The 23,409-nt window shown below is 39.1% G+C and carries 18 protein-coding genes and 1 rRNA gene; 6 read left to right on the forward strand and 13 right to left on the reverse strand.

What is annotated here, in order from left to right; all coding sequences use genetic code 11:
* Window positions 1-113: 113 nt before the first annotated feature.
* Complete coding sequence (locus NMK93_RS15235) at window positions 114-1,601, reverse strand: succinate CoA transferase (protein ID WP_185214293.1); 1,488 nt, start codon at window positions 1,599-1,601, stop codon at window positions 114-116.
* A 356-nt stretch (window positions 1,602-1,957) separates the two neighbouring features.
* Here NMK93_RS15235 and NMK93_RS15240 point away from each other — a divergent pair, with 356 nt between their 5' ends.
* Together NMK93_RS15240 and NMK93_RS15245 are read left to right on the forward strand one after the other, a co-directional pair.
* Window positions 1,958-2,767 (forward strand): AraC family transcriptional regulator, encoded by an 810-nt coding sequence (locus tag NMK93_RS15240; protein WP_185214292.1) that lies wholly within the window; start codon window positions 1,958-1,960, stop codon window positions 2,765-2,767.
* A gap of 10 nt (window positions 2,768-2,777) precedes the next feature.
* Window positions 2,778-3,635, forward strand: a complete 858-nt coding sequence (locus NMK93_RS15245) for a DUF1080 domain-containing protein (RefSeq protein WP_254530213.1) — start codon at window positions 2,778-2,780, stop codon at window positions 3,633-3,635.
* 169 nt (window positions 3,636-3,804) lie between these two features.
* Here NMK93_RS15245 and rpsT read toward each other — a convergent pair whose 3' ends face one another.
* Window positions 3,805-4,059: a 30S ribosomal protein S20 gene (gene rpsT, locus NMK93_RS15250; protein WP_093098462.1), complete on the reverse strand. Its 255-nt coding sequence runs from the start codon at window positions 4,057-4,059 to the stop codon at window positions 3,805-3,807.
* Between the two features lie 118 nt (window positions 4,060-4,177).
* Here rpsT and NMK93_RS15255 point away from each other — a divergent pair, with 118 nt between their 5' ends.
* Entirely contained in the window at window positions 4,178-4,717 is a 540-nt protein-coding gene (locus tag NMK93_RS15255) for an RNA methyltransferase (protein WP_185214291.1), read from the forward strand.
* Window positions 4,718-4,790: 73 nt separating this feature from the next.
* Complete coding sequence (gene sucD, locus NMK93_RS15260; RefSeq protein WP_093098465.1) at window positions 4,791-5,663, forward strand: succinate--CoA ligase subunit alpha; 873 nt, start codon at window positions 4,791-4,793, stop codon at window positions 5,661-5,663.
* A gap of 73 nt (window positions 5,664-5,736) precedes the next feature.
* Here the strand turns inward: sucD and NMK93_RS15265 are convergent, their stop codons facing one another.
* The 5 genes from NMK93_RS15265 to NMK93_RS15285 all read right to left on the reverse strand — a co-directional run bounded on the left by NMK93_RS15265 (window position 5,737) and on the right by NMK93_RS15285 (window position 8,588).
* A complete protein-coding gene (locus NMK93_RS15265; RefSeq protein WP_254530215.1) occupies window positions 5,737-6,288 on the reverse strand; it encodes a DUF4252 domain-containing protein in 552 nt (183 codons plus the stop codon).
* Between the two features lie 19 nt (window positions 6,289-6,307).
* Window positions 6,308-6,784 carry a DUF4252 domain-containing protein gene (locus NMK93_RS15270; protein ID WP_185214289.1) on the reverse strand — a complete coding sequence of 159 codons (477 nt, stop codon included), beginning with the start codon at window positions 6,782-6,784 and terminating at the stop codon, window positions 6,308-6,310.
* Between the two features lie 13 nt (window positions 6,785-6,797).
* The gene (locus tag NMK93_RS15275) at window positions 6,798-7,457 is read right to left on the reverse strand and encodes a hypothetical protein (protein ID WP_254530217.1); all 660 of its coding nucleotides are present in this window, start codon (window positions 7,455-7,457) and stop codon (window positions 6,798-6,800) included.
* A complete protein-coding gene (locus NMK93_RS15280; RefSeq protein ID WP_214649556.1) occupies window positions 7,435-7,941 on the reverse strand; it encodes an RNA polymerase sigma factor in 507 nt (168 codons plus the stop codon). The genes NMK93_RS15275 and NMK93_RS15280 overlap by 23 nt, the downstream gene beginning before the upstream one ends.
* A 152-nt stretch (window positions 7,942-8,093) precedes the next feature.
* Window positions 8,094-8,588 carry a DinB family protein gene (locus NMK93_RS15285; protein ID WP_254530219.1) on the reverse strand — a complete coding sequence of 165 codons (495 nt, stop codon included), beginning with the start codon at window positions 8,586-8,588 and terminating at the stop codon, window positions 8,094-8,096.
* Between the two features lie 84 nt (window positions 8,589-8,672).
* Between NMK93_RS15285 and NMK93_RS15290 the strand changes: the two genes are divergently transcribed.
* Both NMK93_RS15290 and NMK93_RS15295 read left to right on the forward strand, forming a co-directional pair.
* Window positions 8,673-10,550 carry a CocE/NonD family hydrolase gene (locus NMK93_RS15290; protein WP_254530221.1) on the forward strand — a complete coding sequence of 626 codons (1,878 nt, stop codon included), beginning with the start codon at window positions 8,673-8,675 and terminating at the stop codon, window positions 10,548-10,550.
* A 140-nt stretch (window positions 10,551-10,690) separates the two neighbouring features.
* A complete protein-coding gene (locus tag NMK93_RS15295) occupies window positions 10,691-11,539 on the forward strand; it encodes a TraB/GumN family protein (protein ID WP_185214285.1) in 849 nt (282 codons plus the stop codon).
* 75 nt (window positions 11,540-11,614) lie between these two features.
* Here NMK93_RS15295 and putP read toward each other — a convergent pair whose 3' ends face one another.
* The 6 genes from putP to rrf form a co-directional block, all read right to left on the reverse strand.
* Complete coding sequence (putP, locus tag NMK93_RS15300) at window positions 11,615-13,111, reverse strand: sodium/proline symporter PutP (protein ID WP_254530223.1); 1,497 nt, start codon at window positions 13,109-13,111, stop codon at window positions 11,615-11,617.
* A gap of 25 nt (window positions 13,112-13,136) precedes the next feature.
* Entirely contained in the window at window positions 13,137-16,010 is a 2,874-nt protein-coding gene (locus tag NMK93_RS15305) for a tetratricopeptide repeat protein (protein WP_254530225.1), read from the reverse strand.
* A 63-nt stretch (window positions 16,011-16,073) separates the two neighbouring features.
* A complete protein-coding gene (locus NMK93_RS15310) occupies window positions 16,074-17,546 on the reverse strand; it encodes a S10 family peptidase (protein ID WP_254530227.1) in 1,473 nt (490 codons plus the stop codon).
* Window positions 17,547-17,590: 44 nt separating this feature from the next.
* Window positions 17,591-19,114: a SusD/RagB family nutrient-binding outer membrane lipoprotein gene (locus NMK93_RS15315; RefSeq protein WP_254530229.1), complete on the reverse strand. Its 1,524-nt coding sequence runs from the start codon at window positions 19,112-19,114 to the stop codon at window positions 17,591-17,593.
* A gap of 12 nt (window positions 19,115-19,126) precedes the next feature.
* Window positions 19,127-22,354, reverse strand: coding sequence for a SusC/RagA family TonB-linked outer membrane protein (locus tag NMK93_RS15320; RefSeq protein WP_254530230.1), 3,228 nt, complete (start codon window positions 22,352-22,354; stop codon window positions 19,127-19,129).
* 941 nt (window positions 22,355-23,295) lie between these two features.
* Window positions 23,296-23,407, reverse strand: a 5S ribosomal RNA gene (gene rrf, locus NMK93_RS15325).
* Between the last annotated feature and the right edge of the window lie 2 nt (window positions 23,408-23,409).

Consider the following 23,409-nt stretch of genomic DNA (forward strand, 5'->3'; position numbering starts at 1 on the left):
ATACCTTTTCTGGTTGACCAGATAAGATTTCAATCAAAAATTAAATTCCAAAAAAAAGCTTAGCGAAATTTCGCTAAGCTTTTTTTTGCAATAAATAAAACAATAGTCTATTATTATTTTTTCATACTTCCTGTTTCGTTGAAGCGAATGTGCCAACTGAAGGCTTCTTCCAATAGATGTGGAGTATGTCCACCGCGCTGACAAGCACGGTCGAAGTAAGATTGTAATTCTTCTCTATAGTCTGGATGTACACAGTTGTCAATGATCTTCTGCGCCCTCTCCCTTGGCGCGAGACCGCGTAAATCTGCCAAACCGATATCTGTTACCAAGATGTCAACATCGTGCTCTGTATGGTCCGTATGGGACACCATTGGCAAGATATGCGAAATCTTGTTGTCCTTGGAAGCGGCTTGGGTCACGAAAATACTTAGATAGGCATTTCTCGCGAAATCTCCCGAACCTCCGATTCCATTCATGATCTTGGTCCCACCGATATGGGTAGAGTTCACATTTCCATAAATATCAAATTCAATAGCGGTATTGATGGCTATGATTCCCAAACGACGGATCAAACCTGGCGTATTGGAAATGTTCTGTGGACGAAGCACAAACTTGTCGCGGTATTTCTGAAGGTTATCAAATACCCTGTCATAGCATTCTTTGGAAACGGTAACCGATGATGCCGAAGCAAAGCTCAATTTTCCAGCATCCATTAAGTCAAATGCGGAATCCTGCAATACTTCAGAGAACATGGTCAGATCATAGAAATTACTATGTAAGAAACCGGTCAAAACGGCATTGGCTACTTTTCCGATTCCTGCCTGGATTGGAAGCAAACGATCTGATAAATGTCCTAGGTTTACCTCCTCTTCGAAAAACTCCAGGATATGCTCAGCGATCTTGGTGGTTTTCTCATCAGGTGGAGCGATATCTGCAGGGCTATCATGTTGACTGGTAAAGACAATGGCCGCTACTTTATCCGGATTTAAGGGAATAGTTTTCCTTCCGATCTTATTCCATGGCGCGACAATCGGGATTACATTTCTATGTGGGTAATCTTCCGCTTGGTAGATATCGTGGATTCCATAAACATTCTCGTGGACCGAGGTATTGATTTCCAGGATTACTTTCTTGGCCAAGGCAGCGAATGTAACGGAATTTCCTACGGAAGTCGTTGGAACTACGCTTCCATCTCTGTCGATATAGGCTACTTCCAAAACGGCGATATCTACATCTGGAAGGTTTTTATTATGTAAGAGTTCGGCGCTTTCGCTCAAGTGTTGATCGATGAAAAGCACTTCACCATTATTGATTTTGCTTCTCAGGACAGGGTCTACCTGAAAGGGCATACGCTTTTTCAAGGCACCAGCTTCAGCAAGTTTCCCGTCGGTACCATGACCTAGGGATGCTCCTGTCATTAAAGTGATCTTAATATTTTCTTTTTTGGCGCGTTCAGCTAATGCGGGTAAGATGACCTTACTGTCTCCAGCCTTGGTGAATCCACTGGAGCCTACAACCATACCGTCTTCGATTAATTTGACAGCTTCTTCGGCAGTAGTAACTTTTTCTTTAAGTCTTTCAAGACGTATTCTGTCCAACATATCAATACATTTGTGTTCCCTCTAAAAGAGTGAGGCAATATTAGTCAATATTTTATTTATTAAATTATTCATAATAGCCAGTTACTTTTTTTGTACAAATAAAAAGTAACTGATTACTTACTAGACACATTTACTATAGATTCCTTGTGGATAGGATAAGAAATCGCCATAGATTGATGTTAGATGCTGTTAATTTAGAGCAAATGCGATAATATTCAAAAGATGTGGATATCTTTTTTTTAAATTATTTCAAAAATGTAAGGCAAACACTTGTGGCTTGTGGTCCTCAAAACGCCCTTGTTTTGCTTTTCTCAAATAAAAACAGGAAATTTATGCCACATTAACGCCTCATCTGGATGCAAAAGGAATATATTGATAAATATTATATGACAGAAGTAGATACTTATGACAACAGTATCTATTGTCATCATGCAGTAATGGGTGACTCGGTTACTGAGCACTCACACAAAAAAGGTCAATTCCTTTATACGGAAGGTGGGGTTGTCTTTTTGAAGACGGCAGAGAAATCTTACTTTCTCCCTGCGCGCCACTATATCTGGATTCCCCCACATGTAAAACATAGCATTCACCCGAGTAGCTCCGAGGTGGTGATGAGAAACCTGTACTTTCCTAAGTACGAGACCGACACAGAATTTTTCGATAAGGTCAATATCTATCCGGTCAACGATCTATTGATCGAATTGATCATGTTTACCAATCGCTGGAACGGAAACATCTTTCCTGAGGAAGAACCTCGCTATTCTATTGCGAAAGCCTTCAAGCTTATCCTGCCTGAGCTTTCCCAAACGGAGTTGCCTTTGGCCCTTCCCTATCCTAAAAATGACAAGCTAAAGCAGATCATTAATTATCTGGAACAGAATATTGCCGAGAACATCAGTTTTAAGAGCCTGGCAGAGCATTTTGATATCTCCGAGAGGACATTGGCAAGATTGTTCCAGAAAGAACTGGCCATGTCGTATATTCAATACTTCACGATCTTAAGGATGCTGACCTCCTTGAAGCTCCTACTGGACGACAAACTTAGCGTGAATGAAGTGGCATTGCGAGTAGGATACAATAGCCTGCCTACCTTTAGCAATACCTTTAACAAGGTTATTGGCGTGCGTCCTAGTGAATATGTAAAAAACCGTAATTTACTTTTATAATCCTTAATAAATGAATTTCAAGGACATTATCGCCGGTTTGCTGCTGGGAACTATGTTTTCTTGCTCAGCAACCTCACAAGTCAACCAAAAAACAACCGTAAAAACCCCTAAACCTATTCAGTTATTTAATGGCAAGGATATCAAAGATTGGACTCCTAAGATTAGATTGCATGAAGTAGGCGACAACTATGCGAATACCTTCCGAGTTGAAGATGGGCTTTTGAAAGTCCGTTATGATGGATATGATGATTTTAACCAACAGTATGGACACTTAGCCTTCAATAAACCATATGGTTATTATGTGCTAAGGCTAGAATACAGGTTTGTAGGCGAACAGACCAAAGGTGGTGAAGGCTGGGCATGGGCCAATAGCGGTGCCATGTTGCATGGACAAGATCCTAAAACCATGTTGAAAGACCAAGATTTCCCGATCTCTATCGAAGGACAGCTCTTGGGCGGAAATGGTAAGGACGAACGCACAACTTCCAACCTATGTACCCCCGGAACCAATGTCGTAATTGACGATAAGTTATTCACCCCACATTGTTTGAGCTCCAAATCGAAAACTTACCATGGTGACCAATGGGTAACCGCTGAGTTTGTCGTACTTGGAGATTCATTGATCCAGCACGTTCTGGATGGACAGGTAGTTTTGGAATACAACAAACCGCAAATTGGAGGTGGAAGTGCATCACCAGTGGATCCTAAGGTGAAACAAGATGGTAAATTATTGGACAAAGGCTATATCTATTTACAAAGTGAAAGCCATCCCATTGATTTCCGTAAAGTTGAACTTTATGACCTAGACTCCTATAAGGGTGACAAACAGAAATTAGATCAGGTTGTAAAATCAATCCTGAGCAAATAAGAAATATGCCCATAAAAAAAGCTGCGCTGACCTTTTGGTCAGCGCAGCTTTTTTTATGGTGCTCATGATATTCCACCTAGGAATTCGGAACACAGAATCAGAAAAGTATACAAACAAGAAAAGGGATGTTTTAAAACACCCCTAAAATATTTTATAAAAAAAGCTTAGATTACGCTAATTTGTTAACGAATTTAGTCAACTTAGACTTGTTGTTAGAAGCTTTTTTCTTGTGGATAACATTCTTCTTTGCAAGACGATCAAGCATAGATACCACGCGTGGCAATAATTCTTTAGCTTCTTCTGCTGAAGTAGTGTTACGTAATTTCTTGATTGCGTTACGAGTAGTTTTCGCTTGGTAACGGTTTCTTAAACGCTTCGCAGCGTTAGCTCTAATTCTTTTGATCGACGATTTATGATTTGCCATTTCTCTTAGCTATATAATATTTTAAATCTTTTATACTTTATTTCGGACTGCAAAAATAGCACAGAAAATCTAATATTCAAAATCATTTTTAATTTTTCGAAATCATTATCTTTGCAAGATGCAAAAATTATCCATGGATCAGCTCAATCGAGTTGATGTTGAAACCTTTAAATCTCAAGAGAAAACTCCCTTGGTCATTGTTTTGGACAATGTGAGGAGCATGCACAATGTTGGCTCGGCCTTTCGTACTGCAGATGCCTTTGCTATCGATAAGATCGTTTTATGTGGTATTACTGCTACTCCACCGCATCGTGAAATTGAGAAAACAGCCTTGGGAGCAACCCAGTCCGTTACTTGGGAGTACGAAAAGGATAGTGTTGAAGCCATCAAAAAACTAAAAGCAGAAGGTTTTGAAGTTTATGCGATCGAACAAACCAACAATAGTGTCTCTTTAGAGACCTTTGAGCCTGTAACAAGCAAGAAGTATGCGGTAGTATTTGGCAATGAGGTGCATGGCGTGGAAGAGGATATCATTTCATTAGCCAATGGCACCTTAGAAATTCCTCAATTTGGAACAAAACATTCCTTCAATGTTTCTGTTACCATAGGTATAGTACTGTGGGATTTAATCAATAAAACCAAGTTTATTAAAAAATAACAAAATACCTACCTATCTGATTTTTAGAAGTCATATCAAAATAGTAGATTTGCGTTGCAAAAAATAAGACAAAATGAGTGTATTAGTAAATAAAGATTCCAAAGTAATCGTTCAAGGTTTTACCGGAAACGAAGGTACTTATCATGCGTCTCAAATGATTGAGTACGGTACAAACGTAGTAGGTGGTGTTACTCCTGGTAAAGGTGGCCAAACACACTTAGACCGCCCAGTATTCAACACAGTTCAAGATGCTGTTGATGCTACAGGTGCAAATGTTTCTATTATTTTTGTTCCACCTGCATTTGCTGCTGACGCTATCATGGAAGCTGCAGCTGCTGGTATTGCTTTAATTGTTTGTATTACCGAAGGTATTCCAACAAAAGACATGATTCAAGTAAAATCTTACTTGAGCGACAAAAACTCACGTTTAATCGGTCCTAACTGTCCTGGTATCATCACTGCTGAAGAAGCTAAGATCGGTATCATGCCAGGTTTCATCTTCAAAAAAGGTTCTGTAGGTGTTGTATCTAAATCAGGTACTTTAACTTACGAAGCAGTAGACCAAACTGTGAAAGCAGGATTAGGTATCACTACAGCAATCGGTATCGGTGGTGACCCTATCATTGGAACTACTACCAAAGAAGCTGTTGAATTGTTGATGAACGACCCTGAAACTAAAGGTATCATCATGATCGGTGAGATCGGTGGTGGTATGGAAGCTGAAGCTGCTCGTTGGATCAAGGAAAACGGAACTAAACCTGTTGTTGGTTTCATCGCTGGACAAACAGCGCCTCCAGGACGCCGTATGGGTCACGCTGGTGCTATCGTTGGTGGTGCAGATGATACTGCTGCTGCTAAGATGAAAATCATGGAAGAGTGCGGTATCCGTGTGGTTGAATCACCTGCTGAAATTGGAAAAGCAATTGCTGAAGAATTAGCTAAATAATTCTAACAGCGAAAATCATAAAGAAAGCCTGACTCAAATGAGCCAGGCTTTTTTATTAACTAAACAACGAAACTCAAGATTGTTCTGAAGGATCTTCTTCCTTTTCCTTTTTATCTTGCTGTGTACTTTCATAATGCTCAATCAATTGATTGAGTTCATTGAGATCGATATCAGACTTCAGATCTACAAACACTTGATCCTCATCGTCAGTGATGCCAAGCATTACACTTTTTATCCTATCCCCTTTTGTTTTTGTGTTGATGGAGATTTTTGAGCCGTCACTATAGATACTCATCAGCTCCTCGAAATCATTTTTCACCAGATAACTGTTGAATTTATCGTAAAGGTTGGAATTCCTTCCACCGCCTGAAACTGCCATCAATTTAATTTTCTTGATCTTTTTCAATGCCAGGGCTAGTGCAGGATCATCTTCACGCAATTCCCTGATCTTTCCACGGATAAATGTTTTCATCAGGATCCCTGGAACATTGATTGATACAATTTCAGCATCAGCTGAGAGTTTAGTACCTTTTGCGAAATCCATGTTAGCACCCCTTTTGATCATGCAGCTCTGCATGCTGAAGAAAATAATAGCGGCACAAATAATTCCAATGTAGCGTTTCATAATGTTAGTGTTATTAAGGTTAGTTATCGTTATTGTTTACAAGGGCATTGATATCATCGTATTTTAAGGAACCGTCAAGGATCATAAAAACTGTTTCTTCGTCGGAGTTGATACTTAGCAAAAGGTTGTTCAGGAAATCACCTTCAACATTTTCAGCCAAGAACCGGATTTTGTCTCCATCAGAATTGATCACCAATAATTCTTCATATTTAAGGTTTCCAATGGCAGAACTAACTTCCTTTTGGATGGCAGAACCTGCGTTTTCAAAAACCAACATCTTGATGGAATTGATCTTGCTCAATAAGGGTTTGATGGTTTCCACATCGGCATCATTGATTTTCATTTTGTTCAACATCTTGAACATAGGTTTTCCAATCTTGATCGAAGTAACCCCTTTTTGTTCCTTATATTGCTCAAAAATTTGATCTAGCTTAGAGATCTGAGCCTGTGCCATGCTTGCCACAAATAGGCTGATTATTAACATGAACGTTTTCATAGTTTTCATTTTTTTAGATTTCAATTTTTAGATACTTAATGTTTTCAACACCCTCCATCCCTTTTTTCAGATTCGATGCCGCGAAATGTAGAGCTGTCTCAGTTACTTCAAGGGCTCTCTCTTCGTCATAGATCCTGACACCATTGACCTCCACATACAAATCCTCATCCGGACCGGGGTTTGTTTGCATAGTTTCTGGCACCCTCTCTTTTGACTTCCTTGTAGAGGCCAATTGCACGCTTTTTACAGGCTCCTTTCTTTCAACCTGGACACTCGGACCCTTCAACTCAACTAGCTCTGCAGGAGTGCTCTTTGGCGACTCCACGTCCAGAGCCTTAGGACTTTCATGTGATTCAGCAACTTTATTGATTGCCTGATTATCCTTTTGATCATTGAATTGACGGATCAAGAAAAAACCCAACAGCAATGAAGCCGCGATGCTAGTCAGCATGATGATCTTTCGAGACAATGGAATAATTTTCTTCTCAGCTGGCATTTCTTTTTCGGCCAGATCCATAAAGCTCTCAAAATCCCAGTCCATCTTTTCCTCGGGTTTTCTGAGCATGGAAAAGAATTCTTCATCTTCCAACTCTTTCAGCCTACGTTCTTCCTCCAGGGAAGATTTTCCTTCCCAGTATTTAGCTCTCAGCTTATCCAATTCTTCTCTTTTCATATTCAAAAACCTTAGTTAAGTTTATTCTTATGCTGTTTCTAGCTCTTGATAAATTCACCCTGACTGCATTTTCTTCAAGTCCTGCCATCTCGGCGATGTCTACGATTTCATACTCTTCAATATCCCTTAAGTACATCACCAATCTTTGCTTTTCCGGCAATTCATCGATCATTTTCAAGATTAGCTCTTTGGTCATCGCTGGATACTTTTCTTTTTGAACATCTGCGGGCAATTGATTTAGATATTTCGCATGCCTTCCCAGTTTATCAATTTTGTTGTAAGCCATATTCCTGACCATTTGCATGGCAAAAGCTTCAATACTTTTCAACTGTGTCAATTGACCCCTCTGCTCCCACAGTTTCAGCATCACCTCTTGTACCAGATCATAAGCGTCTTCCTGATGTTCCAGAAACCTATTTGCAAACCGGTAAAGCTTATCCTTCAGGACAAATACCGTATTTTTAAAGGTCTCTTGGTTCATCATTATTATTGCTTATTTATTAACAAGAAAGACTACGCTGCCCTTCTATTACATCAAAAAATAAAAAAACTGAAAAATAACCATAAATCACTTATTTTCAGCAACAAAAAATGCCAGAAGAAATTCTCCTGGCATTTAATTCTTTTGAAATCTACCTATTTCTTTTCATCTGCCGAAGGTCCATACAAACCTGGTACAGGAATATCTAACAACCTTAGGTAAACACTTAACTGACCTCTATGATGGATCAAATGATTATTGATGACAAAGCGAAGAGCGCCTAGTTTTGGCATTTCGCCTACCACATAGGTATCCACCCTCATCGTCCATTTGCTGAACCAATCCTCCTCAGGAAATTCATCTAAAGTTTTTTCATTCCTTTTATAGCCTTCATCCAATGATTTTTTAAGTTCCTCCACACTGCTCGGGTGGAATGGTTTATAGTCTGTTGCTAGGTTAAAATCGTTCTTCGTCAAAGCATCAGAAACCCAGTTATGGAGCTCAACAATATGCCCTGCTAAATTGCCTAATGACATGGATTTTTCATGAGGTTTAAAAGACAAGTCCTCATCTTTCAATCGATCTAAGATCCTTCTTGTGTTATTGGTTTCGCGCTCCAATTCTACCAAAAATCCTTCTTTAATGCTCATATAAATAATGTATTAATGTTAACCTAAGTTATCAAAAAAAGTATAACTTTAACCTTATTAAACTAAATTAAAAAACCTATCCAAATGAAGAAATTATTAATTCTTTGTATCCTTTTCCTCCTATTGGGTATACAAAGCAAAGGTCAGGATGCCAATGCCGATTATGTAAAAACGCATTATGACAAAACCGAACAGTACATCACCATGAGAGATGGTACACGGCTGTTCACCTCAATCTACAGCCCTAAAGACAAGTCGAAGAAATACCCTATCATGCTGAACCGAACTCCTTATACCGTTGCCCCCTATGGCGAAGGGAAATTCAAGGCCAGTTTAGGGAATTTTCCAGAGATGATGAAGAATGGCTATATCTTCGTCTATCAAGATGTACGTGGTAAATGGATGAGTGAAGGTACTTTTGAAGACATTCGCCCAACTAAAACCAAAGAAAACAAACATACAATTGATGAAAGTACGGATACTTATGACACCATAGATTGGTTGGTCAAGAATTTAAAAGGCAACAATGGTAAAGTTGGGATATATGGTATCTCCTACCCTGGCTTTTATTCTACGGTTAGTTTGGTCGGCAGTCACCCTGCCTTAAAGGCGGTTTCTCCACAAGCTCCAGTTACAGACTGGTTCATCGGCGACGATTTTCATCATGGAGGAGCCCTGTTCTTGGCTGATGCATTCCGATTCATGTATTCCTTTGATGCCCCAAGACCAAAACCTATTACCAATGAAAATGGACCAAAAGGATTCCAATTACCATCAAAGGACCTTTACAAATTCTTCTTGGACAACCCAACCCTATCTGGATTAAAGAATGAATATTTAAGCCATACCGTTAAGTTCTGGGACAATTTGGCTAAGCACAGCACCCTAGACACATTCTGGGTAGCAAGAACTATCACCAATCACCTAAACGACGTTAAACCTGCTGTAATGGTGGTTGGCGGGCTTTACGATGCAGAGGATACCTATGGCGCCTTTGAAACCTATAAGCAAATCGAAAAACGCAACAAAAAGAACAATTCCATTTTGGTCATGGGACCTTGGTTCCATGGCGGATGGGTTCGTGGAGAAGGTGATCATTTTGGTGACATCCGCTTTGGACAAAAAACAAGCTTGGACTACCAAAAGAAATTTGAAGCACCTTTCTTCGAATACTATCTAAAAGGTGAAGGTTCCTTCAATCCTGCTGAAGCCAATATCTTTTTCACAGGAGCCAATGAATGGAAAAATTTTGACCAATGGCCACCAAAGGATGCTCATACAAGTGAACTTTTCCTGAATGCAAACGGAAAGATTTCAAAGGCAGCAGACGATCAAGCTGAATCCTTCGTGGAATATGTGAGTGATCCAAACAAACCTGTTCCTTTTCAAGAAGGTCTGATTGAAAACAGAACCAGGGAATATATGATCGCAGATCAACGTTTCGTGGCAAATCGCCCAGATGTAATTGTATTTGAGACTGAAACATTAACATCAGCTATCACCATGGCAGGTCCGGTTGTTGCAGACCTCAATGTATCCATGACGGGTACCGATGCAGACTTTATCGTTAAGATCATCGATGTATATCCAGACACTACTACTGCAACATCTGCAGTGAACGAAAAGGTCGTAATGCCTAATTACCAAATGTTGGTAAGAGGAGAAATTTTACGCGGCAAGTTCCGTAATAGCTTCAGTAATCCAGAGGCATTCAAACCTAATGAAATCACGCCTGTGCGTGTTGTGCTTCCAGATGTAGCCCACACTTTCAAACCGGGCCACAAAATCATGGTGCAGATCCAACATACCTGGTTCCCATTAGCGGACAGAAATCCCAACCAATTTATGGATATCTACAAGGCTAAGGCTGAAGATTATATCAAGAACACCCATAAGTTATACTTTGACAAAAACCATCCAAGTAAAATCAAATTTGAAACTCTTGGAGATTTCAAGTTGTAAACTGGAAAACAATAGAAAGGGACGATTTAAATTCGTCCCTTTTTTTATGTCTTTGAAATACCATTCACAATTATTTGCACATTTATTGTAACGAATAATCTTGGTCATATACTTACTATTTGAATTTACACTAAAACAATATGAAAAAACTCATTCTTACTGCAATGGCATTTATGATGACTATTGCCTTATTTGCCCAGAACAAAGAGACATTCCTTTGGAAAATTTCCGGAAACGGGTTAAAAAAGGATTCGTATGTCCTTGGAACCATTCACATGGCATGTGGTCCTGATTTCAAAATGGAAGACAAAATAAAAGAAGCCGTAAAAACAACTGACCGTATTGCCCTAGAACTAAATGCTAGCAATCCAGAAACTGTAAAATCATTACAGGCCCATATCGGACCAGTACCAGGTTTCTTTGACGGCTTGGCTCCAGAAAAGAAACAACTGATCGATAGCGTACTAACCGCCAAGAACCTATCTCCAGCGATGTTGGATCAGGTAGGCCCAGCGGTCCTTATTTCACTTTTATCCATGCAGGCGTTCGATTGTCAAGATCCTAGGGATATAAAATCCATGGAATTGGAATTGTTGAAATTGGAAGGAGCTGCTGGCAAACCAGTTGACGAATTGGAAACAGCAGAATTTCAGATCAATCTCATGAACGAATTCTTCAAGGCGGAAGACCTTTATACCTATTTGAGGGATTTAGATAAAATGAAGGAACAAACAAAACAATTGGTTTCAAAATACTTCAATAATGAAGTTGGGCAAGTGGAAGAGTTGTTATTTAAGACATCTTCAATGAGCCCTGAAAAAGAGGAAATGATGTTGACCAAAAGAAACCAAGAATGGATAAACAAAATGCCTGAAATGATGAACAACAACTCAACTTTCTTTGCAGTTGGTGCAGGTCATTTATTAGGCAAAAATGGTGTCATTCAATTATTGAAAGACAAAGGATATAAAGTGACCCCTGTTCTTTAATCCAACGAGATTACCCTAAAAAAGCAAAGCGCTGATCGAATTCGATCAGCGCTTAATAATCAATCTGTTGTTTATCTATGATTTGACGATGCGTTTTACTTCATCGAACTCATCCTGAATTTCCTGACTCACAGGTTTTGATAATAAGGAAACAATGACAATGGTCAAAAAGCTCAAAATAAAGCCAGGGATCATTTCATAAACCTCCTTATAGTTGTGCGGAACATATACCCACAATAAAACTACGGCACCTCCAACTAACATTCCAAGCAATCCTGCCATAGCTGTGGTCCTTTTCCACAACAGGGATAATAATACTATCGGTCCAAAAGCTGCTCCGAATCCTGCCCATGCATTTCCAACCAAATTCAAAATACTATCTTTCGGATTTAGGGATAATAAAAGAGCAATTACTGCAACGATCAAAACAGACAGCCTGCTGACTTGCAACATGGTCTTTGCGGATGCTTGCTTATTGAAGAAGGTCCTATAGATATCTTCCGTCATGGAACTTGAAGTCACCAATAATTGAGAAGAAATGGTACTCATAACTGCAGCCAAGATAGCAGACAGTAAGAATCCACCGATCAATGGATGGAACAACACCCTGGAGGTATAGATAAAGATGGTTTCAGCCATCTCTTTTGAACCATCAAATTTAGTCATGGTAGCCGTATCAAATTTGGCTAAATAAGCAATACCAAATAGACCTACCAACATAGCTCCTCCCACGGTAAAGATCATCCAGGTAATCCCGATATTTCTTGCTTTTGCAATGTCCTTAACGTTATCAATAGCCATAAAACGAACCAAGATATGCGGTTGACCAAAATAGCCTAAGCCCCAAGCAAGTAAGGAAACTATGGAAATAGCGGTTGTCCCTTTAAACAAATCAAGGTAATCTGAATTTTTAGTATCGATAATATTAAAGGTTTCACCCAATCCACCGATCTGGGTAACCATCACGATAGGCAATATCACAAGAGCCGTAACCATAATGGTACCTTGCACGAAATCTGTTAAGCTCACAGCTAAGAAACCGCCCAAGAAGGTATATAGAACCACGACAAAGGTCGTTACATACAAACCAGTATAATAATCCATATTAAAGGCCGATTCAAATAAACGTCCTCCTGAAACCATACCTGCAGAGGTATAAAGTGTAAAGAACACTAGAATAAATACAGAAGATGCGATTTTTAGCAATTGGGTCTTATCATGAAACCTGTTTTCAAAGAAGACAGGGATGGTAATGGAATTCTTGGCAACCTCCGTGTAAACCCTCAACCTTGGCGCTACTAAAACATAATTTAGAAATGCTCCCGTTGTCAATCCAATGGCTATCCAAGAACTGGATAATCCAGCGGCATACATGGCGCCGGGCAATCCCATCAATAACCAACCACTCATATCCGCAGCACCAGCTGACAATGCTGTTACTGCAGCGCCCATTTTACGACCTCCAATTAAAAACTCTTCTGAGTTACTCGTTGATTTCTTCCAGGAATAAAGCCCTATCAGAACCATTAATAGCATATAAAGGCCAATGGAAATTAATTCGTATGTATTCATGTAATAATTTTAATTTGTAAAGATGCTATAAAATTGCTGGAATTTCCATTCCTTTTAAACGATTAGTTAAAATATTATCCGCTTTAGCATTAGATTTCCCTAACTCCTTCAACAATTTGATGCCGTCAACCTCGTAAGGATATATTCCAAGTGCTTCGTCCAGAAGACTTAATGCTTCGTCCGATTTGTTTTCTTTTAAATTGATCAAGGCCCGGCTAACTAAATCGGATGATTTATAAAACAAAGTGGTATTCGCTTTTAATTTCTGATGAAATACCTTAGCGTCCTCCAATCTATTGTTATCAGCCAATAACCTGACTAACCTTTGGTTATATAGAGGCTCCAATCTGATCGGGTCACCACCTCTGACCATCAATTTGTCCAAGAACTCATTCAATTCCTTAGTTTTTCCCTGTTTGGCATAAACCTCAGCAAAAAGCAATTCAAACTCTGGTCTGTTTACTTGAGAAGCTTGCAAGGTACGATAGATCTGTTGTAGGTTTTTCAAGGCTTCATCATATTTTCCATTCGCAGTCAAAGCCTCAATATGTTGCGTACGGATCAAATAATTCTGTGGTTTCTGGGCCGCCAAATGTGATAGGACAGCAATCTCCTCCTCATATCCCAGCAATGATTTCTGCCAGGCTTTGAAAGTCTTGGAATCATCTTTTCTATCTCTTAAATAGGTGGATATTTCCGAACCATTTTTCACATATTCATCCGCTACATCCATGGCTTGCTTCAACATTCCGCGTTGGAAATAGAAATTCCTCAAGATTCCGGAGTTTTTAGCTTTCTCCATATAATCAACCTCGATATCATAGGCCTTTTTGAGCAAGGCTGCCTGGGCAGCTAAGTTATTAGTTTGAGTGGCCATAAGGATATTTCCCTCTACCGAATAAATAGGAGCATAATTGGCATCGATCGCCTTTGCCGCTTTCAATCGATTTGAAGCTTCATCATATTTACCTTCCGACAACAAATAATCTGCATAATCAACAAAAGCGGGTAAATATTGCTGATCATATTGTAAAGCCGTATCCAAGTAAGCATAAGCCTCCTTCAAGTCATTCTTCGCAGAATTTCTTGCCAGATTCACATAAACTTCTGACCAATTTGATGCCATGGCCTGTTTATCACCTGCCAAATATGCTTTTTCCTTGCTGATCATATCATCCAAAAAAGCATACATCTTGGGATCCTTGGTTTTCAGGTCGTTCAAGGTATTCATCGATTTAAAATCCAAGGGATGAACTTTAACCTTTTCAAAATAGGCTGGATAGGTCTGAGCTAAATATTCAGATTCATTGTTCTGCGAATAATAATCAAGGGTAAGGCCATTTTCCATGGCATTATAATAAAGCTCACGGATCTTTCTGTTCTGTTTATCTGTCAATACCTGTCCATGGAAAAGATGTACATATTCATGTAGGATTACGTTTCTTTCCTGAAAGGCACCACGTTCCACGTATTCAATGGCTGCTGCTCCAGAACCTACCCCACGGATATCCATCCACTGACGGTTGTCAAAGGTTGAATTAAACCTGAAATAAGGGGCTTTCATAGCTAAGGCCAAGTCGATGTGCAAGGGCGGTACAACAAATACACGATGCTGTTTTACCAGAAAAGGAAAATATACCGTAGAGGTATATAATTGATTCCAAGCCATACCTTTCGCAACATGACCAGGGTAATAGGCGAGATCAGGAAATACTTCCAGGAAATCGTCCATGTTGCTAATCTTAGGATTCTTTATTGCCGCACTTATACTTGGATAAGTATTTAGGTAAGGAATTCTCTTTGATTTGATTACTGCTGCCAAACCATTGTGCGCCGGTCCATAATGATGCTTTTCTTTTAAGATATTTAAGAAAATCTGCTCCGCTTTAGCTAACCTCTGTTCTCGATCAGTAGCATCAAAATCACCATACAGCAGGGATGCTTTATGCATCTCCGGTAATACAGAATTTGGATGCGCTTTTACTATTTGATCCACCTTTTCAAGTGCCGCCTCAATTTTATTAGCAGTAAACAATTCATCAGCAGTTTCCAGCTCTTGTCTGATTGTATTTTCATTTTCATCTACATAATCGGCATAGGTCAAATTGGTATGACCATTTCCCAGATGCCAATGCGACTGAAAATGCAATGGATTGAGCGCTAATGCAATTTCCCATTGGGCAACCATATCTCCTAATTGAGTGGCATCAATTCTCCTCCAAATAGCATATCCATAATAAAATCTGGCATCAGCGTTCAGCGGGTTTAACTTGAGGCCTTTTACCAAAACCTCTTCCGCATCCTTTGGTTTTTGATCCCAGAAGAAAACATCAGCTTTCAAAAAATACCCAGCCGCAAGGTTAGGCATTTTTTCAATAAGGCTATTGGCTAACGCTAAAGCTTCAGGGTACTTTTTCTGCAGCATCAAAGCTCTACCCAAAACCAGGTTTGTTTCGATGTCATTAGGATGCTTTTGCAATAGCGCTTTACTCATATGCTCAGCAGTTTCCAGTTCCCAAGCTTCAATTTTTAGAATGGCAAAGGCACGTTGTACTTTCAGGTCCGCCTGATCCTTTTTACTTAATTTTAAAAGATCCTTTTCTGCAGACTTGAAATCATTGTTAAGCCAATGGTATTTAAATTTTAAAACAGCTGCTTCTTGCGCATTGATATTTTTTCCAACTATTAATTCTTGATTCACCAAGTTCCATTCTCCGAGATCCAAGAGCTGATTTAAGGTAGCATATTTAGTTTTAGAACTTGAATGGAGTTCCTTAATGTACCTTGCTTTCTCTTGGTCAAGGAAGGTCCTGACCGCTTTCGTGTCATTGATGTAGTCTTGGGCATGTACAGAATTTACACTGACAAATAGAATAAGAATTAACCGTTTTAATAGCATAGTATGAGTGAAATAAATAGAAGCCAGCCCGAAGGGAAAGGCTGGCTCCGTTTAAAAAAAACACTAGTATTTAGCTGGTTGATCAGCTGCTGGTAAAGATTTTTTAATGAATTGACGAATATCTTCGTTCGCTTTGATTAGATCTTCTTTACGTAAGTACATCATGTGACCACTTCTGTATCCAATCCAGTTCATTCTTGATTTTAATTTACCGGAAGGATCCATTTGCCACATATTATATTTAGCATTGAAATAATCACAGGCAGCATCATAGTAACCTGACTGCACCATTAAATGCAAGTAAGGGTTAGCTGCCATCGCTTGTCTTAGGTTATAACCTGTATTATCATTGCTTCTGTCCCAAGGATGAACAGGTCCGAACATATTATATTTTACGTCTGCTTTATAGTTTAGTTCATTGGTATAATAATAATTAATGGCCGGAGTAAATGAATGTAACCATGATGTAATTTCCGAATTATAATCTGGGCGTTCCCCACCATCACGGAAGTCAATTCCAATATATCTGGAATCCAAGCGACCTACAGTTTTTCCTTGATCACGTAATAACTCTTTCCAGTATAATGCGGTTGGGATATCCAAATTATTCTGTGTAATTACAGTTTCAGACAATCCAGAATATTTGGAATACTGCTTGATAATTTCGGATTTTTCTGCTGCACTAATACTTGATCCTTTTGCTATCGCTGGTAAAAGCTTTTCAATAGTGAACTTCTCTACCTCTGGAAGAAACTCTTCTAAATCTCTGTTTTGCAACTCAGGACCTAGTTTTTTATGATACCAAGCTGTAGCAGAATAATAAGGTAGAAAGTTAGCTTTTTCAACAGCACCTTCTCTCTTAATACCTAATTCAGTTGGGGATACCAAAATTACCCCATTTAGGTACATCCATTGTGCATTTTGTAATTCCAAAGCTAATCCAGAAACACGGGTGGTACCATAACTTTCACCAATTAAATATTTTGGAGATGCCCAACGGTTATTTCTAGTTACAAAGGTATTGATCCATTCCGCAAGATATTTGATATCGGCATTGGTACCAAAGAAAAGAGAACGATCAGCTTTTTCATCTAAAATACGTGAATAACCGGTATTGATCGGATCAATGTACACGATGTCGGCCACATCCAAGATTGAATATGGGTTTTCCTTAACACCATATGGCTGTAATGGATAGCCTTCATCATCTATGTTTAAAATCCTAGGACCTGTGTATGCCAAATGCATCCAAACTGAACCTGAACCAGGACCACCGTTGAAGGAAATTACCAATGGTCTCTTTGCGCGGTTGCTGATATCGTCACGGGTGTAATAGGTGAAGTGTACAGTCGCTAAAACATTTCCTTTTTGATCCCAAACAGGTTGTGTTCCGGTCTTTGCTGTATAGCCAAATTTCTGTCCATTTGCAGTAACACTGTGTTTTGTAACAATTGTGCTATCTGCTAATGGCATTCGTTGAGCCTGTACAGCAATCGCCATAATTAGTGCTGATAATATTAAAATGTATCTTTTCATTGTGTTTATATTGTTGATAATTGATTACAATTGAAATTTATAAATTATTGTCTTGTATCCCAAAATACTCTTTCCAGCATACTTGCTTTCTGCTTGATATTTGGGTTATTGTTTGCTTCAGATTGCGCGTACAATAATGACCTCGGAACTTCATCATAAATTGCAGTTGGTTTTTTCAAAGGTGTCAATGCAGGGTATCCAGTTCTTCTATAATCTGCCCATGGCTCACCTACTACTCCAAAATTGGCAATGTACTTTTCGGTAATGATCTGCTCCAGTTTTTGCTGATTGGTTCCTGCCAAAGTTCCCTTGCTAGCCATATAGGTAGCCAAACTTGCCGCTGGTAATTTACTGTCGTCAAATGAAGCTTTGATCCCTGCGGCATAAAAGGTTTGCGCCTGTGCTGCTGCTCCGTTCATCAATGCTGCCTCAGCACGGATAAAATTATACTCCGCAAAGGTCAACAATCGAGCTGGGGCTTCACCACCATATGCAATAGCTCCTGTTTGCAATGCACCTTTGGAATCTACCATGCTAGAATTGAAGGAGGTTACATTTCCATATAAATACTCATGTAATCTGGAATACTCACTGGAAATATTCGCATCCATTACACTGGAACCTTTATAGGTTTTTGGATTCGAAAAATAAGGGAACGGCGTAAAATACTTCTCGCGACGCGGATCTTGATTGCTGTTCATCAAATCGACGATATAGCGATTAGGCAAGAACTGATTCCGGAACTGACCCGATTCGATACTGTAAATCGGATTCTGACGTTGGGGAGAATTTAAGAAGTTCATAATGAAACCATCCTCATTGCTAGCAAAGAATTTTGCGCCTGAATTGATCAGCTCATTCATCTTGGTTTTGGAGAAGTTAGGATCTTTTGCTGAATAATGCAGGTAAATTCTCAATTTTAAGGTGTTTCCAAATTTCTCCCATTTTTCCTTGGATGCTGCCCAGCTGTTTGAAGCATAAATGGAAGTAAACGAATTTGGAGAAAGAACAGATGTCCCGGCATTGATATCTGCAATTCCTTCGTCGATTAAACGGATCAAATCTTTATAGATCAATTCATCATCGTCTACCTCTGGTTTTAAGTTCTCTTCAAACATTGAAGCATTAAAATAAGGAACATCTCCCCAGGCATCTACTGTTACTTGATATACATAAGCTTTCAAAAGTTTGGCTACGCCCGCATAATGTGGACTTCCCTCTTCGGTAGCCTGTTTGATCAAAACAGATATATCACTTAATGTCGTTCCGAAAATGGTTACCCATTCTCCATTCATATCTGAATCGTTAATATTATATCTTTCTGACTCCTTAAAGGCCACGTGGCCTTGAACTGGTCCTTGACCACTAAACTGTTGAACAAATAAATTTCCAACGCGCATTACATCACTAGCTCCAAAGAAACCGACATTTACGGTAACTGAAGGCAGTAGTTGATTAATCCCAACTTTTGTTACGTTATTAGGATCGTCATTTACATCTAAAAATGAACTACATGAGCTTACTCCTAATAATGTTGCGACTGTTAATAAACTAAATATCTTTTTCATGTTGTTTCAATTTTACAAGCTAAACCTTACACTTCCACCAATCGTTCTAGGTGTAGGACTGAATCCAAACTCCAATCCCCTCGCATTACTGATACCTAACAAGTTTTGTTCTGGATCTAGGTGTGGGAAATTTGGAGCATAGGTAAACAAGTTCCGACCATAAACCGAAATATTTACTCCTTTAATAAAGTTCTGTCCTTCCAACCATTTTGTTGGCAACTTATAGGAAAGATTAGCCTCTCTTAATTTTACAAAGGTTGCATCCAATACATACCCTTCCCAGGCTACATATTTACCTTGTAAGCTATAGTATTGTTGAGCCGAAACGTGAGTGGTATTTGCTGAACCATCTTCATAAACACCTTCGAATAGATATGGCTTATTCACATTACCGGAAGCATCAATACGTTCAAATTCCGCTGTTTCTTCTGCCACACCTTGGATTCTTAAATCTCCAATGGTTCTTGACATCACATCGCCTTTATATTTGAAATCAACCAAGAAGGATAAGGTCAAGTCTTTATAGTTAAAGTCATTGGTCCATCCCAAATTGAATTTAGGGTTAGGATTTCCTACCTTTTGAACATTGGTTGTTGGCTTAGGCAATCCATTGGCATTGATGATCATTCTACCTTGGTCATCCCTTTGATAGCCATTCGACCAGATCTGTCCATATTCCTGTCCTGCTACCAATCTAATATTTGGAGAGGTAAATCCACCAATGGAGATATTGCTTACTCCCGGTGCCAATTCCTCAACAATGGATTTGAATTTTGTAAAGTTTAGACCTGATCTCCAAGTGAAGTTCTCCTTTTGCACAGGCACTAAGTTCAACATCAATTCCACACCTTTGGTCGATAAACTACCAGCATTGGTTACCATCGAGGTATAACCCGATGAAGACGGAGCAGGTACGGCAAAGATTAAGTTACGGGTATCTCTTTCGTATACTGACCCCTCAAAACTAACCCTACCGTTGTAAAATGATAAATCTAATCCCAATTCATACTCTCTCGTAAATTCTGGTCTTAATTCTTTATTCCCAGCACTATTATTCAAGGTATAACCAGCTAAGCCATTAAATGGAAAGCTTACCAAGGTTGAAACGAAACCATCAGAAGCACTTGCTCTACCAAAATAGGTATTGGTAGCATACGGTTCTGTTCCTTTACCCACTTCACCTACGTTTGCACGTACTTTAGCCATGGTCAGAACATTCGATTTCAAACTTGGGAATGCCTCTGTCAACACTAAACTCACTGCTGCTGCTGGATAAAAGATGGAACGATTTCCTTTTGATAGGGTAGATGAAAAGTCATTCCTAGCCTTCACGTTCAAGGATAAATAGGACTTATAATCCATCACCACATCCGCAAATACCCCTACTTGTCTGTTCTGATTGATGTTTCCTGAAGTATTATAGGTCAAGAAGTTACTTTGGTTATCAAAATCTGGCAATACAATACCTAAACCCGTAGACTGTAAAGTATTTCTATTGTTTGCAATCATTTCATTACCCACCGTAGCGATCAAATTCCAGTTTTCAAAAACCTTCTTATTTGCCGTTAAGGTAAAATAGGAGTTGATATTTTTCATTGACACATTACGGTCTTGAACACCACCGGCTCCAGCTGAGCTAGTATTACCATTACTGCGGATACCTTTATTATCAAAGCCTTTGGATACCATACTGAAAACATCGGCACCCACTTTTAAATCGGCTGTTAACCATTCAAGAAAATCATATTTCAGGTTGATGTTACCATAGAAACGATTAACCTCATTGTTATTTCTAACATTTTCGATCGACCAGTATGGATGATCCTCTGGCGCAAACCATAATTGGTTTCCTTCCGCATTTTTAAATGGTAAATTGGTCAAATCATAACTTCTTGGTGTATAGATACCTCTCCAAAGCGGATTGGCACCTTGGTTACCAGCCTGAGTTCGATCGGATACGTTATTTACATAAGAAAATGAAGTACCTACTTTAAATTTCTCGGTAAGATCCGTTGAAGCATTGACAGAAATGTTATTTCTGGTTAGCTTATTACTAGGTATTAGACCAGTTTCAACAGTATAACCGTAGGATACGCGATAATCATATTTTTCTCCAGAACCCGTAAAGCTTAAATCGTTTACAGAACTTACAGAATTTTGTAAGATATCACTGATATTATCAGGATAGGCCTGTAGATTTTCTTTCTCACCAAACCAGTTGGTTACCTCTTGTCCAGCTATTTTTGGTCCCCAAGAACCCGTTACAGAGTTATTATAAATTCCGTTACTACCTTGCGCATATTCATTTTGAAAGGCTGGCATTCTGGAAACAATCCCAACACCTGTGTTGGTACCAACAGAAATTTGATTCTTAACTCCCTTCTTAGCCTTCTTGGTAGTAATCAAAATTACTCCGGAAGCAGCTCTCGAACCATAAAGAACGGTAGCGGCAGCACCCTTCAGAACACTCATGGATTCGATATCCTGAGGGTTGATATCCGAAATACGACTAGAATTGATAACACCGGAGTTACCTGAGTTACCACCACCAGAATTATCCAAAGGAATACCATCTACCACATATAAGGGTTGGTTACTTCCTGTGAAAGTAGAGAAACCTCTAATCGTAATATTAGAACCTCCAAATCCACCACCTGCACCGCTAACTTGTACGCCTGATAATCTACCAGCAAGTGCATTGGTCACATCAGGAGTAGGAGCTTTGGAAAGCTCATCAGCTTTAACTTCTGCTACCCCATACCCCAATGTCTTACGGTCACGTTTAATACCAAATGAGGTAACCACAACCTCTTCAATATTGGTGGATGAATTTTCTATCAATACAATCTTCATCTGTGAAGCTGTGTTGATTGGCACTTCCTTCGTTTCATAACTCATATGACTGATGACCAAGATCCCTTTTGCTTTCCCCGTTTGAAAAGAGAATTTACCTTGCTCATCAGACTTTGCACCTTCATTGGTGCCTTTAACCAAAATAGAAGCATTTGAAACTGGAGCACCTTGCTCATCCACTAACTGTCCCCTGACGGTAACCTGTTGCGGCAATTCAAAAGAATAATCCAGATTCGATTCTATTTTATCTGTTTTCCAAAGATAGTGAGGCGTGGCCTCAGCTTGCGCCATGAACAATATTGAACTCGAACAAAGTACAAGTTTTAAGAATTTCATAGGCTTTAGGTAATTTATGTTTGGAACGTCATTAGGTTTATTCCATCTCATAATTTAAGTTTTTATATAAATTGTTATTAGTAAATTATTGTTTTAATTATTATGCAACTAAAACCAGCTAAGGTGGCAATGATTTGTTTTCCATAAACATCATAAAATAGGTTAATTCAAAAAAAGCTTAATATTATATAATAGGTCTCCACACCTATCTGATTAATTAAATTGAAATGTCGGCAAAGTGAAATTTTGGCTTATCGGCTAATTATTGAATCCAAGATATAAAAAAAAATAATCCATAAAATAGTCGAGATAAAGATATTTTGGAAGTTGAATAGATAAGTAAACGAATGGACAAAATAGGTTTATATCCAAAATTAAATTACGTCACAAACTTGCTATAATCTATCAAAAACGTAGATTTATTAACCATATCCAGTAAAAGCGAGGGGGTATATGGCCAAAACCATACATTTATTGAAAAATGATAAGTATTGGACAACCCCTGAAAATTAAAATTGTATAACTAATATTAACCTTAGGATTTATTAATTTCTGAAAAGACTAAAGTAAAAATTCCATAGATTCATTTTCCTAATAGAATAATAAAAATGAAACGGAAAGAAGGAAGGTTTTTGGAAGGAAGGATAGGTTTGCATCAGGATGGACGGGGTGGTTTTGAACCAGGATGGAATGGATGAGAGGATGGACCAAGAACTGGAAACGGACCAGGATTTATGGGATTAGAGGATATTCCAGGATCATGATTACAATATCCCACGAGGATGGCCCTAATACCGTATTTGCGCAACACAATGCGCCCTAAGCTGACCTTGAGCGTGATGGACAATATCCCGCCCTGAACGGCCCCGGTACCATATTGACGTATGGCATACCCGCCGGCATGCCCTTCCCTGCTGCACGGATATATACATATAGAATACCCCCTAAAAACAGAAAGCCCGCTGTCTGCTGACAGCGGGCTCCCGTATAAAATTAGGCACCGACCTACTCTCCCACCTGTTACGGCAATACCATCGGCTCTGGCGGGCTTAACTTCTCTGTTCGGAATGGGAAGAGGTGGACACCGCCGATATAGGCACCTGAAT

The sequence above is a fragment of the Sphingobacterium sp. LZ7M1 genome (assembly GCF_024296865.1).
Lineage (GTDB): Bacteria > Bacteroidota > Bacteroidia > Sphingobacteriales > Sphingobacteriaceae > Sphingobacterium.